The sequence below is a fragment of the Escherichia sp. 94.0001 genome (assembly GCF_013369155.2).
GTDB lineage: Bacteria > Pseudomonadota > Gammaproteobacteria > Enterobacterales > Enterobacteriaceae > Escherichia > Escherichia coli_F.
The window spans coordinates 34,618-50,157 of record NZ_JABWMS020000019.1 but is presented as its reverse complement, the minus strand read 5'-3'; the positions used below and the strand labels follow the sequence as shown (position 1 = coordinate 50,157).

General features: G+C 51.3%; 14 protein-coding genes and 1 pseudogene. 4 read left to right on the top strand and 11 right to left on the bottom strand.

Going from position 1 to position 15,540, the window contains the following annotated elements; all coding sequences use genetic code 11:
- Window positions 1-8 precede the first annotated feature (8 nt).
- The 5 genes from menH to HEN33_RS11725 all read right to left on the bottom strand — a co-directional run bounded on the left by menH (window position 9) and on the right by HEN33_RS11725 (window position 4,718).
- On the bottom strand, window positions 9-767 hold the full coding sequence (gene menH / locus HEN33_RS11745; protein WP_058055520.1) for a 2-succinyl-6-hydroxy-2,4-cyclohexadiene-1-carboxylate synthase: 759 nt from the start codon (window positions 765-767) through the stop codon (window positions 9-11).
- Window positions 764-2,434 carry a 2-succinyl-5-enolpyruvyl-6-hydroxy-3-cyclohexene-1-carboxylic-acid synthase gene (gene menD, locus HEN33_RS11740; RefSeq protein WP_001354789.1) on the bottom strand — a complete coding sequence of 557 codons (1,671 nt, stop codon included), beginning with the start codon at window positions 2,432-2,434 and terminating at the stop codon, window positions 764-766. Before menD ends, menH begins: the two co-directional genes overlap by 4 nt.
- A gap of 85 nt (window positions 2,435-2,519) precedes the next feature.
- A complete protein-coding gene (gene menF / locus HEN33_RS11735) occupies window positions 2,520-3,818 on the bottom strand; it encodes an isochorismate synthase MenF (RefSeq protein ID WP_176262919.1) in 1,299 nt (432 codons plus the stop codon).
- A 78-nt stretch (window positions 3,819-3,896) separates the two neighbouring features.
- Complete coding sequence (gene elaB / locus HEN33_RS11730; protein ID WP_000070621.1) at window positions 3,897-4,202, bottom strand: stress response protein ElaB; 306 nt, start codon at window positions 4,200-4,202, stop codon at window positions 3,897-3,899.
- 54 nt (window positions 4,203-4,256) lie between these two features.
- Window positions 4,257-4,718, bottom strand: coding sequence for a GNAT family N-acetyltransferase (locus HEN33_RS11725; RefSeq protein WP_000574094.1), 462 nt, complete (start codon window positions 4,716-4,718; stop codon window positions 4,257-4,259).
- A gap of 64 nt (window positions 4,719-4,782) precedes the next feature.
- Between HEN33_RS11725 and rbn the strand changes: the two genes are divergently transcribed.
- The 4 genes and pseudogenes from rbn (at window position 4,783) to HEN33_RS11705 (ending at window position 9,067) form a co-directional block, all read left to right on the top strand.
- Complete coding sequence (gene rbn / locus HEN33_RS11720) at window positions 4,783-5,700, top strand: ribonuclease BN (RefSeq protein ID WP_176262920.1); 918 nt, start codon at window positions 4,783-4,785, stop codon at window positions 5,698-5,700.
- A 186-nt stretch (window positions 5,701-5,886) separates the two neighbouring features.
- Window positions 5,887-7,100, top strand: a pseudogene (locus tag HEN33_RS11715) (ElaD/SseL family deubiquitinase).
- Window positions 7,101-7,489: 389 nt separating this feature from the next.
- Window positions 7,490-8,461 (top strand): M28 family metallopeptidase, encoded by a 972-nt coding sequence (locus HEN33_RS11710; protein ID WP_183083429.1) that lies wholly within the window; start codon window positions 7,490-7,492, stop codon window positions 8,459-8,461.
- 102 nt (window positions 8,462-8,563) lie between these two features.
- Complete coding sequence (locus HEN33_RS11705; RefSeq protein WP_000525377.1) at window positions 8,564-9,067, top strand: YfbM family protein; 504 nt, start codon at window positions 8,564-8,566, stop codon at window positions 9,065-9,067.
- A gap of 66 nt (window positions 9,068-9,133) precedes the next feature.
- Here the strand turns inward: HEN33_RS11705 and nuoN are convergent, their stop codons facing one another.
- The 6 genes from nuoN to nuoI form a co-directional block, all read right to left on the bottom strand.
- Complete coding sequence (gene nuoN, locus HEN33_RS11700; protein WP_001548626.1) at window positions 9,134-10,591, bottom strand: NADH-quinone oxidoreductase subunit NuoN; 1,458 nt, start codon at window positions 10,589-10,591, stop codon at window positions 9,134-9,136.
- A gap of 6 nt (window positions 10,592-10,597) precedes the next feature.
- Window positions 10,598-12,127 carry an NADH-quinone oxidoreductase subunit M gene (nuoM, locus tag HEN33_RS11695; RefSeq protein ID WP_000926437.1) on the bottom strand — a complete coding sequence of 510 codons (1,530 nt, stop codon included), beginning with the start codon at window positions 12,125-12,127 and terminating at the stop codon, window positions 10,598-10,600.
- A gap of 165 nt (window positions 12,128-12,292) precedes the next feature.
- Complete coding sequence (nuoL, locus tag HEN33_RS11690) at window positions 12,293-14,134, bottom strand: NADH-quinone oxidoreductase subunit L (RefSeq protein ID WP_176263781.1); 1,842 nt, start codon at window positions 14,132-14,134, stop codon at window positions 12,293-12,295.
- Window positions 14,131-14,433, bottom strand: coding sequence for an NADH-quinone oxidoreductase subunit NuoK (gene nuoK, locus HEN33_RS11685; protein WP_000612644.1), 303 nt, complete (start codon window positions 14,431-14,433; stop codon window positions 14,131-14,133). The genes nuoL and nuoK overlap by 4 nt, the downstream gene beginning before the upstream one ends.
- Window positions 14,430-14,984: an NADH-quinone oxidoreductase subunit J gene (nuoJ, locus tag HEN33_RS11680; protein WP_000393511.1), complete on the bottom strand. Its 555-nt coding sequence runs from the start codon at window positions 14,982-14,984 to the stop codon at window positions 14,430-14,432. Before nuoJ ends, nuoK begins: the two co-directional genes overlap by 4 nt.
- A gap of 11 nt (window positions 14,985-14,995) precedes the next feature.
- A complete protein-coding gene (gene nuoI / locus HEN33_RS11675) occupies window positions 14,996-15,538 on the bottom strand; it encodes an NADH-quinone oxidoreductase subunit NuoI (protein WP_000172749.1) in 543 nt (180 codons plus the stop codon).
- Window positions 15,539-15,540: the final 2 nt, after the last annotated feature.

Genomic DNA, 15,540 nt, shown 5'->3' with positions numbered 1-15,540 from the left:
TCCTTTAGTCAGAAACGCAAGATCTGCGCCAGACTTGCGATTACGCCAGCGGGATTTTCCCGGTGCGCGTTATGTCCGGCGCGAGGAATGACATGGCAGTCGGCAGCCAGTTCCGCCGCCAGAGCGCGGAATTTGCTGTCACGTTCACCACATAAATAATAAAACGCAAATGTGCGGGCGCTAAGGTTAGCACGTAAATCAGGCTGGACGGCGAGAGAAGTGGCCTCCAGCATAGTAGCAAGCGTTACACCGTTATTGTGGCTACGCAGCGCCACCAGCTCCCGGCGTTGATCGTCATTGAGCGAGGCAAAGACAGGCTGTTGATACCAGTCGGCAAATACCGCCGTTAATGGTTCTGTGCGAAAACGCTGCGCCCATTGGCGATCGGAAAGCAGACGTTCCGTGCGTTGTTCAGCACTTTGCAATCCCGGATGCCCGCCTTCGACCACAACCCCACTCAGCCCCGGCATCCCCTGACAAGCCGCCATCATCGCCACCCGTCCGCCAAGCGAGTACCCCACCAGCCAGAAGTTAAGGATGTTGTAACTAATCAGAGTTTTACGCAGTAAGCCAGTGACATCATCAAATCCATCGACGCTAATTGCTGCCGAACCACCGTGACCTGGGAGATCAACATACAACCGCGAGTAGTCGGCAAACGCCTCGCCCACTTCTTGCCATTCATGGCAATCGCCGGAAAAACCGTGCAAAAACACCAGCCAGGGTAAACCTGGTTTGCCGTGTTTTGCCTGCGCGTGCAGGATCATAAATGGCTTACCTGCGCCAGCAGTTGCTGGAGGGTTTGCGCACCGTCGGTGTCGTTAACCACCATTTCAATTACCGTGGTGGTCGGCGTGCGCCAGGCGTCGGCAAGTGCCGTTTCAAGTTCCTGCCAGTTTTGCGGACGATGATATTTCAGCTCGAACATCGCGGCGGCGTGCTCAAAATGGACGTTTTGCGGCATCAGATAGAAACGCTCACGCTCACTTTTCGGCGTTGGCAGCAGCGAGAAAATTTGCCCGCCGTTGTTGTTCACCACAATTAATACCAGCGGCGCGGAAACCTGGCGCAATAGCGCCAGCGCGTTGAGATCGTAAAGTGCCGAGAGATCGCCCACAATCGCCAGCGTCGGTTTGCCACTGGCCCGCTGAACGCCTGCGGCAGTAGATAGCAGCCCGTCAATACCGCTGGCCCCACGGTTGCTATACACCGGGTAACCCGCCGGAAGTTGCGAGAGCGCATCGATCAGACGTACCACCAGGCTGTTGCCAACAAACAGTTGCCCCTGTTCCGGCAAATAGTCGCTGATGCGATGCGCCAGTTGCGCTTCGCCAAACGCATCCCGACGGGCAATAACCGCCTGCATTGCCTGTTCCGCCAGGCGCGGAATTTCAACGCACCAGGGCTGGCGTTTTTCTGCCGGATGCAGCTCCAGCCAGTCGGCAATATTGGCAATTAAGCGGCGTCCGCGATGGTGTGCCGGATCAAGTCGACCTTCAATGTCATCAACAATCCAGTACTCTTCTGGTTCACAGCTTGCCTGCCATTGCAGGAGCCGTTTGCCCGTCAGGCTGCTGCCCAGTTGCACCACAATCTGCGCCTGTTGCAGTTCGCTGGTCGCTTTGGCATTGCCTAACCAGAGATCGGCACACGGCAGCGGCTGTCCGGTTTGCGACAGGACGTCGCCAATCAGCGGCCAGCCAAGAGTTTGCGCCCACAGAGCAACTTTTTTGCCCTCTTCCGCACTCATGCGACCAGCAACTACCACGCCGCGCTTTTGTCGCCAGAAGAACCAGTCACGCTGTTTTTCACTTTCCAGACGAGGCGCTTCACGCAGCCACGGTTTATCGTCCTGCCACCAGTCGCCAAGACGCTGTTGCCAACTAAGCCCGGTGTCGTCCATCTCGCCATATAGCGGTTCAGCAAACGGGCAGTTGATATGGACTCCTCCAGCATGAAGCGTACCAAGGGCGTGGTCGATAGTAGAGACCAGCCAACGGGCAGAAATATCCTGTGTCGGGCGCGGCAGTGAAATGCTATGCGTAGGATGAGAAGCGAACATTCCCGGCTGACGAATCGCCTGATTCGCGCCGCAGTCAATGAGCTCCGGCGGGCGATCGGCGGTTAACAGGATCAGTTTTTCTCCGGTTAACCCAGCTTCTATTAGTGCCGGATAGAGATTTGCTACCGCCGTGCCGGAGGTCACAATCACCGCCACCGGCTGCTTGCTGACTTTCGCCAGCCCCAGCGCCAGATGCCCCAGTCCACGCTCATCAAAATGGGTGTGGTGAATAAATGCGGAATTCTCCGCCGCCGCTAACGTTAACGGTGTAGAACGCGAGCCAGGGGCGATACAGATGTGTCTGACGCCGTGACGCGTTAATGCTTCCAGAATGACCGCCGCCCAGCGTCGGTTAAATGCGCTTACTGACATGAGTTTGTCCGGTATCAATATTGCGGCTAAGTATAAGGAGCTACAAAAATAGATTATTGATATGAATCGGTAATGATGCGACTCATTACTCTTCCATTTGTAATAAAGTACGCAGCCCTGCCGCTTTGTTGTCGATTTCCTGCCACTCTTGCTCGGGGTCAGAACCACGGACAATGCCCGCGCCAGCATATAATCGCACGACATTGCCGCTAATTTTTGCTGAGCGCAGGGAAACGCAGAATTCGCTTTGTTGTAACGAAAGATAGCCCGCGGAACCGGCATACCATTCACGGGTGAACGGTTCGTGACGGGCGATAAACTGCCGCGCCAGGTCACGCGGTAAGCCCGCAACCGCGGCCGTTGGCTGCAACTGATTTAAACAGATCACATCATCCGCTTTGTTGAGTGAAGTCCAGATACAGCGGCGCAGATGCTGCACTTTACGCAGACGCAGTACCTGCGGTGGTAAAACATCCAGCGTCTGGGTATCGGCCTGCAATCGTTGGCAGATATCTTCCACCACCAGCATGTTCTCGCGCTGGTTTTTATCATCCGCCATCAGCCACTCACCTAACTGCTGCGCCTGCTTATCATCAGGATGATTTGCTACCGTTCCCGCCAGCGCTTCAGTACGCAGCGCTTTGTCACGCCGCCGCCATAGCCGTTCCGGTGAAGAGCCAAGAAAAGCATTGTCGCTATCAAAGGCCATGTAAAAATGGTAGCAGTTCAGATTGAGCCGACGACTGGCAGCCATCATTGCTGCCGCATTGACCGGACTTGCGAAATGCAGGTCAGTCGCCCGTGCAAGAACGACTTTGTCGAGTTCACCTTCGGCGATAGTTTGCGTTGCCAGTTCGATTAATCGCGTCCAGCCCGTTTTGTCCGGCCAGTGTTGTTCTCGCGTGGTGGTTAAATGTAACCCTGGCAGGGACTTGATACTCACCAGTGTGGCGATAAATTCTTTTGCCTTTATCGCATCGTGCTGAAGGGAGCTTTCGCTGAATAGCGTCAGCCGCAGCGTGGCTTTACCGCCACAGCGTCGCCATTCCAGGCGGGGTAAAAGTAAATTGCCCTGCGACGGGTCAAACGCATTCAGCCCCCAGATGCGTAAGTCGGCATGTTCCGGGTGCTGGTGAAGAAAACGTTGCGCCTGGTCCAACGAGGTAAAATGGGTAATCGCGCCAAGGACGGCGGCTTCTTCATCACCATTACGATGTTGCCAGTAGAATTGCGGATACGTTTGCTGACTGGCCAGCCAGCTCAAGGCATCAAAAGCATCTTTGAGAGGGAAAGGAGTATCAATAACCCGAATGCCGGGTGTCGCTGGAATCTCTTGCGACAAAAGGCGCAGTAGATTTTCCAGCGCCGTAGTGAGTGATTGCACGCGGACCTCTCCCTGTTAAAAGCCTCACATTATACGGGGTACTACAAAAAAAATGCAGTACCCCGGTGTAGGGAGGTTTTAACGGCGTGCCAGCAACAGTCCTAATACCAGCCCAACGGCCGCGCCCACCCCAATTCCTTGCCAGGGTTTTTCGTGGACGTAGTCATCAGCACGATAAACAGCCTGCTTCGCCCGATAGTAATAACTGTCTGAAGCCTGGCTAACCCGTTTTTTCACATCATCCAGCGCTTTTTCTGCACGCGCTTTCAGCTCAACATATTTCTGATCGGCGGGATCGCCAGAGGAGCGGAGCACCTCTTCCAGTGTTTCACTAAGCAGCGTCAGGTCGTCATCGATACGTGTATCACCAAACTGATTAGACATTCTCGTTCTCCATTTGCGTAAAACCTGTCACTAACTATAGACAATGGTTATTGATTACGCCTGAATTACCTCGCGTGCCATCCCAATGTGTGGGATACCATCTTCTTCATAGACCTCCGTCACAGGGATAAAGCCAAAACTTTGGTAGAAGTTTTGCAGATGCGCCTGCGCCCCGAGGTAAACAGGTTTATCAGGCCAGTGACGCGTACATGTTTCGAGTGTTTTACTCATCAGCTGCTGCCCCACTTTTTCGCCACGCAACGCTTCACTGACAATCACCCGTCCTATAACGACCGGCTCAAGATCATCATCACTTTTCAGAATCCTCGCATACGCCACCAGTTCATCATTTTTCCAACCGAGAATATGGCGATTATCCCCCGTCAAATCATCACCATCGATATCCTGATAAGGGCAATTCTGCTCGACAACAAACACCGCGCAACGCAGTTGTAATAAGGCATAAAGCTGGGAAACCGATAATTCAGAGTGATGCAGATCTTGCCATTCAATCATAATGCTCTCCTTTTAGATGTATGCCTTATACTAGCCGGAATATTTTTTGAAACGTGATGAACTCATGGAATTAATTTTTTTAGGTACTTCAGCCGGTGTGCCAACCCGTACGCGCAATGTCACGGCAATATTGCTTAACCTGCAACATCCGACCCGGAGCGGTCTTTGGTTGTTTGACTGCGGTGAAGGCACCCAGCATCAGCTACTGCATACCGCCTTTAACCCTGGAAAACTGGACAAGATTTTTATCAGTCACCTTCATGGCGATCATCTCTTTGGTTTACCCGGCTTGCTGTGCAGTCGTTCTATGTCTGGTATTGTCCAACCCTTAACGATTTATGGTCCGCAAGGTCTCCGTGAATTTGTGGAGACTGCGCTGCGGATTAGCGGCTCATGGACCGATTATCCGCTGGAAATTGTCGAAATTGGCGCTGGCGAAATTTTCGATGATGGCCTGCGCAAAGTAACCGCTTATCCGCTGGAACACCCACTGGAATGTTATGGCTATCGTATTGAAGAACATGATAAACCGGGTGCATTAAATGCCCAGGCATTAAAAGCTGCTGGCGTGCCGCCTGGCCCACTGTTTCAGGAATTAAAAGCGGGCAAAACAATCACGCTGGAAGATGGAAGGCAGATTAACGGCGCAGATTACTTAGCTGCTCCAGTGCCAGGTAAAGCGCTCGCTATTTTCGGCGATACCGGCCCCTGCGATGCCGCACTTGACCTGGCTAAAGGTGTCGATGTCATGGTGCACGAAGCGACGCTGGATATAACCATGGAAGCCAAAGCCAATAGTCGCGGTCATAGCTCTACACGCCAGGCTGCGACACTGGCCCGTGAGGCTGGAGTCGGTAAGCTAATCATTACCCACGTCAGCTCGCGCTATGATGACAAAGGTTGTCAGCACCTGTTACGTGAATGCAGGTCAATTTTCCCGGCGACTGAACTGGCGCATGATTTCACCGTGTTTAACGTTTAACTCTGCTTCCTACTAAAACAGGGCGAAACTTGCCCTGTTATCGCAACCCGCGCCACATATATCCACCCACACGGGCATATTGAGCGATTTTTGATATTTATTCATCTCCGCACGCACTATATTCAGAGCAATAAGTTGCCTCTTTTTATCTTCATTCAGCACAATCTTTGCAACTAAAAGGAGCCTATGATGGTTACAGTTGTCAGCAATTATTGTCAATTATCTCAAACCCAACTCTGTCAGACATTTGCAGAAAAATTTACTGTGACCGAGGAATTACTGCAGTCTTTAAAAAAAACAGCGTTATCCGGAGATGAAGAAAGTATTGAGTTACTGCATAACATTGCGTTAGGTTATGATGAATTTGGAAAAAAAGCTGAAGATATTCTTTACCATATTGTTAGAAACCCAACAAATGATACCCTATCGATTATCAAGCTTATAAAAAATGCCTGTTTAAAATTATATAATTTGGCACATACCGCAACCAAACACCCCCTCAAATCACATAATTCAGATAATCTCCTGTTCAAAAAACTATTCTCCCCTTCGAAATTAATGACAATTATCGGTGAGGACATTCCTCTCATATCAGAAAAACAGTCGCTTTCAAAGGTACTTTTAAATGATAAGAATAATGAACTGAGCGATGGTACAAACTTCTGGGATAAAAATCGTCAATTAACCACGGATGAAATAGATTGCTATCTTCAGAAGATCGCCGCTAATGCAAAAAATACTCAAGTCAATTATCCTACTGGTCTCTACCTCCCCGATTCCAACAGCACTTACCTGGAAATCGCTCTCAATGATAATATTAAGAGCGATCCATCATGGCCGAAAGAAGTCCAGTTATTCCCCATAAATACTGGCGGACACTGGATATTAGTTTCGCTACAAAAAATAGTTAATGAAAAAAATAACACACAACAATTAAAATGCGTCATATTCAACTCATTACGTGCACTAGGCCATGATAAAGAAAATTCACTTAAGCGTGTCATTAATAGTTTCAATTCTAAATTCATGGGGGAAATGCCGAATAATAAGAATATAACAGATCATTTAACTGAACAAGAGATAACATTTTTACATGCCGATCTTCAGCAATACTTAAGCCAAAGTTGCGGTGCATTTGTGTGCATGGCAGCCAAAGAAGTGATTGAACAAAGGGAAAGCAATTCTGACAGCGCTCCCTATACGTTATTAAAAAACTATGCTGACAGATTTAAAAAATATTCAGCAGAAGAGCAGTACGAAATTGATTTTCAACATCGACTGACAAACAGAAATTGTTATTTAGATAAATATGGCGATGCAAATATCAATCATTATTATAAAGACTTAGAATAAAACACTCACAACCCAAAAATAGATCATCAGGAAAAAGAGTAAGTTAACATCATTGTTAGTCAATTCGACCAGTCAGCAAATATGCTGACTGATCGAACATAGTTTGCTAAAAAGTCATCACTGACCGATGTCAGTCACACCATCCGCCAGTTCAATCTACGGGTATTTCCAGCGTATCGCGGCACGCGATTGCTGGTCTGTTGATGTAGTGGATTGTAGTTGCTGACTTTTCTTACCCTCAGATTTCTGCCCCCTGTCAATTCAATCTACCAATAAATAACATAATTATTTTTTATTTCTCATATGAATTCCTTTTTAAAATAGCGAACCCACTGAAAAAAATACTTTTTGTATATTACTACCAACCGTAATAAAATAAACGCTCATAACTCATTAAAATAATAATGAAATAACGCCCTTTATTGATAATTTACATATGAAAAAAATAACACCTCTTTGTTTTATATCATTACTACTATCACTTCCTTTTATTATTTTTTATCAACCCTGGGTCAATGCATTACCGCCAACGCCCCGACACGCAAGTCCTGAGCAATTAGAAAAAACAGTTCGTTATCTTACACAAACTGTGCATCCACGTAGTGCCGACAATATTGATAATCTGAAAAGGTCCGCAGAGTATATAAAAGAGGTCTTTATCAGTAGCGGTGCCAGAGTTACCGCGCAGGACGTCCCCATTACGGATGGCCCCTACAAAAATATTGTAGCTGATTATGGTCTTGCCAATGGACCGCTGATTATTATTGGTGCGCACTATGACTCTGCCAGCAGTTTTGAAAACGATCAATTAACCTATACGCCTGGCGCGGATGATAACGCCAGCGGCGTAGCAGGATTACTTGAACTGGCACGTTTGTTACAGCAGCAAGCGCCGAAAACAGGCGTGCAGCTGGTCGCCTATGCGTCGGAAGAACCGCCCTTCTTTCGTAGCAATGAAATGGGGAGCGCGGTACATGCAGCTTCGCTTAATCGCCCAGTACAGTTAATGATTTCTCTGGAGATGATTGGCTATTACGACTCTGCGCCTGGAAGCCAGGATTATCCTTACCCGGCAATGTCCTGGCTTTATCCCGATCGGGGAGACTTTATTGCCGTGGTCGGCAGAATGCAGGATATCAACGCCGTTCGTCAGCTAAAAGCGGCATTGTTGTCATCTCAGGATTTATCTGTTTATTCTATGAATGCCCCAGGGTTTATTCCCGGTATTGATTTCTCTGATCACCTTAATTATTGGCAACACGATATTCCCGCCGTAATGATTACCGACACCGCTTTTTATCGTAATAAACAATACCACTTGCCCGGTGATACCGCAGACAGATTGAATTATCAGAAAATGGCTCAGGTAGTGGATGGGGTTATAATTTTGTTATACAACAGTAAATAATAAAAATTTCTCGAGGCGGGTCCAGAAAAAGCGACATGTACATTTTATTTTCCCTCGTCTGTTTTAAGATGCGAAACATGAAATTCAACGGAGGAAAATAAAATGGGAATGATTGGCTATTTTGCAGAAATTGACTCAGAAAAGATTAACCAACTTCTTGAGTCTACTCAAAAACCTTTGATGGATAATATACATGACACGCTTTCAGGATTACGCCGACTGGATATTGATAAACGCTGGGATTTTTTACACTTTGGGCTGACAGGCACCTCTGCTTTTGATCCCGCGAAGAATGATCCGCTGAGTCGTGCCGTGCTTGGTGAACACAGCCTCGAAGATGGCATAGATGGATTCCTGGGATTGACCTGGAATCAGGAGTTAGCCGCGACAATCGATCGCCTGGAATCACTGGATCGAAGTGAGCTGCGTAAACAGTTTTCCATTAAACGACTCAATGAAATGGAGATTTACCCTGGTGTGACTTTTTCAGAAGAGTTAGAGGGGCAACTCTTTGCTTCGATCATGCTGGATATGGAAAAGCTGATTAGTGCGTATCGACGTATGCTGCGACAGGGGAATCATGCGCTGACGGTTATTGTTGGGTGATGGGGTCAGGGCACCAAAAAAAACCGCCGAACATGTCGGCGGCTTTCTGACTTACGAACTGACAGCTTACATCAGCGGCATGGCTAACCGCACAATGCTAATCAGCGGTTGTGGCCATACACCCAGCACCAGTACCAACAGTGCAGAGATCAGCACCACGATACCGCCCGCGCTGTACTGCCAGTTTGATGGTGCATCGCGACCCGGTTGTTCCGGGGCGTGCAGGTATAAGCTCACCGCTACGCGCAGGTAGTAGTAGAGGCCGATTGCCGAACCGACAACCACCGCACCCACCAGCCACCACAAGTGTGCCTGGACACCGACCGCCAGCACATAGAACTTACCGATAAAGCCCAGCGTCATTGGGATACCCGCCAGTGACAGCATCATCACCGTCATCACTGCCGCGAGGATCGGACGATGCCAGAACAGACCGCGGTAAGAGAACAGGGAATCAGCATCCGGGCCACGGTACGGGCTGGACATCAGGCTGACTACGCCAAATGCGCCGAGGCTGCTGAACAAATAACCCGCCAGGTAAACCCCTACCGCTTCCATCGACATCTCGCCGGTTTGCAGCGCAATCAGCGCCACCAGCAGATAGCCGAGGTGAGAGATAGACGAGTAACCGAGCAGACGTTTGATGTTGGTCTGGCTCAGTGCCATCAGGTTACCGAAGATGATAGAGGCAAAGGCGATAATCGCCAGCACCACGCGAATCGCTTCGCTGTCACCCACTGGTGCGTAAAGGAACAGACGCATCACCACGCCGAAGATAGCGATTTTGCTCGCCGTCGCCAGGAAGGTAGAAACCGGCGCAGGCGCGCCCTGGTATACGTCTGGTGTCCACAGGTGGAACGGCACCAGAGAGAGCTTGAAGCCGAGGCCGACAATCATCAGGCCAAAACCTGCCAGCAACAGCGGCTCGTTGAGCATGCCGTCGCCAAGGTTTTTACCCAGTGCAACGAACGACAGGTCGCCAGACTGCGCGTACACCAGTGCCATACCAAACAGCAGGAAAGAAGACGCTGCAGCAGAAAGGATGGTGTATTTGATACTGGCTTCCAGCGAACGTTTCTGGCGGAAAGCGTAACCGACCAGGCCAAACAGCGGCAGAGAGATCAGTTCAATACCGAGGAACAGAGACGCCAGGTGATTGGCATTCGCCAGCAGGATCCCGCCCAGAGCGGCAATTAACACCAACAGGTAGAACTCGTCCTTGTTGTCGTTATAGCCTTCAAGCCACGGGTAGGCGAAAGTACAGGTGGCGAGGCTCGCCAACAATACAAGCCCAGTGTAAAGCATGGCGAAACCATCAACGCGTATCAGCGGCGTAACGTCCATAGCGCCCGCCTGGCCGACAAACCAGAGCGAAACCAGCGCCGCGTTAAGCCCAATAACCGAGAGCGTAGCGTTGAGGAAATGATTGCGTCGCCACGCAATGGAGAGCATCACAACCACCACCGTCAAGCCGACGATCAGCAACGGTAGCAGTGCGATCAGGTTTTGTGGAGTTATTGTCATGGCGATTTACGGCCTTGTAGTAGTAACGGAATTAACAAACCACTGCTGGATATTGCCAATCGCGGAGTGCGAGGTATCCAGAATCGGCTGCGGATAGAAGCCCAGCAGTACCAGCAGCACCACCAGCAACAGGATCATAAACAGCTCACGCAGCGACATCCCTGGCAGTTCCTGGCTGGCAATCTGGCTTTTCGCTTTACCGAAGTAAGCGCGATGCAACATCGCCAGCGAATAAACAGATGCAAAGACTAGCCCAAAGGTAGAGATAACGGTAATCACCGGGACAACCTGGAAGCTGCCGAACAGAATCATAAATTCGCCGACGAAGTTACCGGTGCCCGGCATCCCAAGCGTTGCCACCGCAAAGAACAGTGACAGTGCTGGCAGCCATTTCATCTTGCTCCACAGACCGCCCATCATGCGCATGTCGCGGGTATGGATACGTTCATAAAGCTGACCGCAGAGAATAAACAGACCCGCTGCCGACAAGCCGTGCGCAATCATCTGGATTACCGCGCCCTGGTAGGCCAACTGGCTGCCGGTGTAGATAGCAATCAGCACAAAGCCCATGTGGGAAACCGAGGTGTAGGCGATCAGACGTTTGATATCGGTCTGGGCGAAGGCCATCCACGCACCGTAGAAGATGCCGATAACACCCAGCCACATAGCGATTGGTGCAAACTCTGCCGACGCGTTCGGGAACAGCGGCAGGGAGAAACGCAGCAAACCGTAAGCGGCAGTTTTCAGCAAGATCCCCGCGAGGTCAACGGAACCGGCAGTCGGTGCCTGAGAGTGCGCATCCGGCAGCCAGCCATGCAGCGGAACCACCGGCATTTTCACTGCGAAGGCGATGAAGAAGCCCAGCATCAGCAGGTATTCCACGCCGTTAGACATCGGCGTATTCAGCAGCTCTTCATAGTTGAAGGTCCAGACGCCAGTCGCATTGTAGTGAACAAAAACCAGCGCCAGGATGGCGATTAGCATCACCAGACCACTCGCCTGGGTGTAAATGAAGAACTTGGTTGCCGCCGTGATACGCGTTTTACCGTCAGAGGCTTTATGCCCCCACAGTGCGATCAGGAAGTACATCGGCACCAGCATCATTTCCCAGAAGAAGAAGAACAGGAACATGTCGATGGCAAGGAACACGCCGATAACGCCGCCCAGGATCCACATCAGGTTGAGGTGGAAGAAGCCCTGATATTTTTCGATCTCTTTCCACGAACAGAGTACCGCCAGCACACCGAGCAGACCGGTCAGCACGACCATCAGCAGCGATAGCCCGTCAATGGCGAGATGGATAGAGATACCAAAACGCGGGATCCACGGCATGTCGAATTCAGACTGCCACTGCGGAATTCCGGCGGATTGCGTCAGTGAATAACCGCCCTGCAACCACAGTTGCAGCGACAGCGCCAGCGTCAATCCCATGGTGATCAGCGCGATCCAGCGCGGCACCTTGACGCCAAAGCGTTCGGTCTGCCAGCACAGGAAGCCGCCGATAAAGGGAATTAATATTAGCCAGGGTAGTAACATGGCGATCTTTATTCCTTGTAAAAGTCCCGTCAGGACCGGATTTTCAACGAATTCTCACGACAGAAAATTCTCTTCGGATTGTGGTTGTAGTGTCGGATGCGCCGCGAAGGCGGCTTATCCGACCTACGTTCTTATATGCCCAGGGGCAAGCCCACAATCCTTAACTCAACGCAGTACCATCAACAGTGCCAGCACCACGACCGCACCGATGCTCATGGATGCCACATACCAGCGCAGATAACCGTTCTCGCTTAACAGCAGACCTTTACCTGCAAAGCGGGAAAGGACAGCCGGGATGTTCATCATTGAGTTCAGCGGATCGCGTTTCAGCAACCAGGCAATACCCAGGAACGGCTTGACGAACACTTTGTCGTACAGCCAGTCAAAGCCCCAGGCGTTGTACCACCAGGTACCCAGCAGACGGCCCGGCGCACTGTTGGCGATGGAGGTCACCAGAGTACGTTTACCCAGCCACAGCCAGGCTGCCAGCAGAATACCAACCACCGCGACCACGCCAGAGGTAATTTCCAGGGTCAACATGCTGCCGTGCGCCAGTTCCGTAGTTTGCGGAAGCACGCCCTGCAGCGGCGGTACAATCAGTGCGCCAACGAAGGTGGAAAGGATCAGCAGCACAATCAGCGGCAGGCTGTGAGTAATCCCTTTCACGGCGTGAGCGTGAATTTGTTCTTTCCCGTGGAAGACGATGAAAATCATACGGAAGGTGTAGAGCGAGGTCATAAACGCACCGACCAGACCTGCCACCATCAGATTGATATGACCATTCGCCATCGCACCCGCGAGGATCTCATCCTTACTGAAGAAGCCCGCAGTAACCAGCGGCAGTGCCGACAGTGCTGCACCACCCACCAGGAAGCAGAGATAAACCAGCGGAATAGATTTACGCAGACCGCCCATCTTGAAGATGTTCTGTTCGTGATGGCAGGCCAGAATGACGGAACCGGATGCCAGGAACAGCAGCGCTTTAAAGAACGCGTGGGTCATCAAGTGGAAAATCGCCGCATCCCATGCCTGTACGCCAAGCGCAAGGAACATGTAGCCAATCTGGCTCATGGTGGAGTAAGCGAGAACACGTTTGATGTCGGTCTGTACCAGCGCGGCAAAACCGGCCAGCAGCAGCGTAACTGCCCCGACAATACCCACCAGATGCAGAACTTCTGGTGTCATCAGGAACAGGCCGTGGGTACGGGCGATCAGGTAGACACCCGCGGTTACCATTGTTGCAGCGTGGATCAGCGCGGAGACAGGCGTCGGGCCCGCCATCGCGTCGGCAAGCCATGTCTGCAACGGCAGCTGCGCAGATTTACCAACCGCACCGCCCAGCAGCATCAGCGTCGCCCACATCAGCATGTTATTGCCGTCAGCAAAGTGCGCGGGTGCCAGTTCCACCATTTCACGGAAGTTCAGGGTGCCCAGTTCGTTGTAGAGAATGAACAGCGCGAAAGCGAGGAACACGTCACCCACACGGGTCACGATAAACGCTTTCATTGCCGCTGCGCCATTCTTCGGATCGGTGTAATAGAAACCGATCAACAGATAGGAGCACAGGCCCACGCCTTCCCAGCCGAGGTACATCAGCAGCAGGTTGTCGGCAAGAACCAGAACCACCATGCTGGCGATGAACAGGTTGGTGTAGGCGAAGAAGCGAGAATAGCCCTCTTCACCACGCATATACCAGGAGGCGTACATGTGAATAAGGAAACCGACACCGGTGACCACCGAGAGCATGGTCAGCGACAGGCCGTCCAGCACCAGATTGAAACCGATGTTAAAGTCGCCTACCGACATCCATGTCCACAGCGGCTGGCTGTATGCCTGCTCGCCGTTAGCGAAGAAGTCAACGCCGATAAAGGCGGTTACCAGCGCCGCCAGGCCCACAGAGCCTACGCCCACGATCGCCGAGACGTTTTCAGACCAGCGCCCACGGGAGAACGCCAGCAGGACGAAGCCAATCAATGGCAAAATAATGGTTAAGGCAAGCATGTTCATCCGCGCATCTCACTTACTGAATCGATGTTCAGGTTCTGGCGACGACGGTGAAGTTGCAGCAGCAGCGCAAGGCCGATACTCGCTTCCGCCGCCGCGAGGCTGATGGCGAGAATGTACATCACCTGACCGTCGGTCTGACCCCAGTAGCTTCCGGCGACCACAAAGGCCAGCGCAGAGGCGTTAATCATGATTTCCAGACCAATCAGCATAAAGAGCAGATTGCGACGGATAACCAGACCGGTTAAGCCAAGAACGAATAAGATTGCCGCGAGGATCAGTCCATGTTGTAAGGGGATCATGCGTGCTCCTCCGTTTTTCTTTTCGCGCTGTCGTCTTTACGATTGCTCAGCACTTCACCCGCACGCTCTTCACGACCGACGTGGAAGGCCACAACCAGACCAGCCAGCAGCAGCATAGAAGCCAGTTCCACCGCCAGTACGTAAGGCCCGAACAGCGTAATACCCACTGCTTTAGCACTGATTGGCGTACCGTCGATACCCTGATCGTTAACACCGAGAATGGCGTAAACAATCACCACCAGCATGATGGCTGACAAAATTGCCGGACCAATCCACACCTGCGGTTTCAGCCACTGGCGTTCCTGTTCGATTTCCGAACCGCCCAGGTTGAGCATCATTACCACGAACACGAACAGCACCATAATGGCACCCGCGTAGACGATAATTTCCAGCGCACCGGCGAAGTAAGCGCCCAGTGAGAAGAACACCCCGGAAATCGCCAGCAGCGAAATAATCAGGTACAGCAATGCGTGTACCGGATTGGTATGGGTGATCACTCGCAAGGTCGCAAGTATGGCTATCAGGCCACAGATATAAAAAGCGAACTCCATTGCCCCTCTCCTTACGGTAACAGGCTCTTGACGTCGATAGGCTTGGCTTCGTTCTCTGCTTCGCCCTTATCTTTGCCGTCGATTGCCATACCTGCCATCCGGTAGAAGTTATATTCCGGGTATTTGCCCGGACCGGAGATCAGCAGATCCTCTTTCTCATAAACCAGATCCTGGCGCTTGTATTCCCCCATTTCGAAATCCGGGGTTAACTGAATCGCCGTCGTCGGACAGGCTTCTTCGCACAGACCACAGAAAATGCAGCGTGAGAAGTTGATGCGGAAAAATTCCGGATACCAGCGACCGTCTTTGGTTTCTGCTTTTTGCAGCGAGATACAGCCGACCGGGCAGGCTACCGCGCAGAGGTTACAGGCTACGCAACGCTCTTCGCCGTCCGGGTCGCGGGTCAGAACGATGCGACCACGATAACGGGGCGGCAGATAGACCGGCTCTTCCGGGTACATTCGCGTTTCGCGTTTGGCGAACGCGTGCAGGCCGATCATCCAGATACTACGAACCTGGGTGCCGAAACCTACTAACAATTCTTTTAAGGTCATGG

What these genes read in the sequence shown, in the direction of transcription:
- menH (WP_058055520.1), bottom strand. Translation starts at nt 767, where the DNA reads ATGATCCTGCACGCGCAGGCAAAACACGGCAAACCAGGTTTACCCTGG.
- nuoM (WP_000926437.1), bottom strand. Translation starts at nt 12,127, where the DNA reads ATGTTACTACCCTGGCTAATATTAATTCCCTTTATCGGCGGCTTCCTG.
- menD (WP_001354789.1), bottom strand. Translation starts at nt 2,434, where the DNA reads ATGTCAGTAAGCGCATTTAACCGACGCTGGGCGGCGGTCATTCTGGAA.
- rbn (WP_176262920.1), top strand. Translation starts at nt 4,783, where the DNA reads ATGGAATTAATTTTTTTAGGTACTTCAGCCGGTGTGCCAACCCGTACG.
- nuoJ (WP_000393511.1), bottom strand. Translation starts at nt 14,984, where the DNA reads ATGGAGTTCGCTTTTTATATCTGTGGCCTGATAGCCATACTTGCGACC.
- elaB (WP_000070621.1), bottom strand. Translation starts at nt 4,202, where the DNA reads ATGTCTAATCAGTTTGGTGATACACGTATCGATGACGACCTGACGCTG.
- nuoI (WP_000172749.1), bottom strand. Translation starts at nt 15,538, where the DNA reads ATGACCTTAAAAGAATTGTTAGTAGGTTTCGGCACCCAGGTTCGTAGT.
- HEN33_RS11725 (WP_000574094.1), bottom strand. Translation starts at nt 4,718, where the DNA reads ATGATTGAATGGCAAGATCTGCATCACTCTGAATTATCGGTTTCCCAG.
- nuoK (WP_000612644.1), bottom strand. Translation starts at nt 14,433, where the DNA reads ATGATCCCCTTACAACATGGACTGATCCTCGCGGCAATCTTATTCGTT.
- HEN33_RS11705 (WP_000525377.1), top strand. Translation starts at nt 8,564, where the DNA reads ATGGGAATGATTGGCTATTTTGCAGAAATTGACTCAGAAAAGATTAAC.
- HEN33_RS11710 (WP_183083429.1), top strand. Translation starts at nt 7,490, where the DNA reads ATGAAAAAAATAACACCTCTTTGTTTTATATCATTACTACTATCACTT.
- nuoN (WP_001548626.1), bottom strand. Translation starts at nt 10,591, where the DNA reads ATGACAATAACTCCACAAAACCTGATCGCACTGCTACCGTTGCTGATC.
- nuoL (WP_176263781.1), bottom strand. Translation starts at nt 14,134, where the DNA reads ATGAACATGCTTGCCTTAACCATTATTTTGCCATTGATTGGCTTCGTC.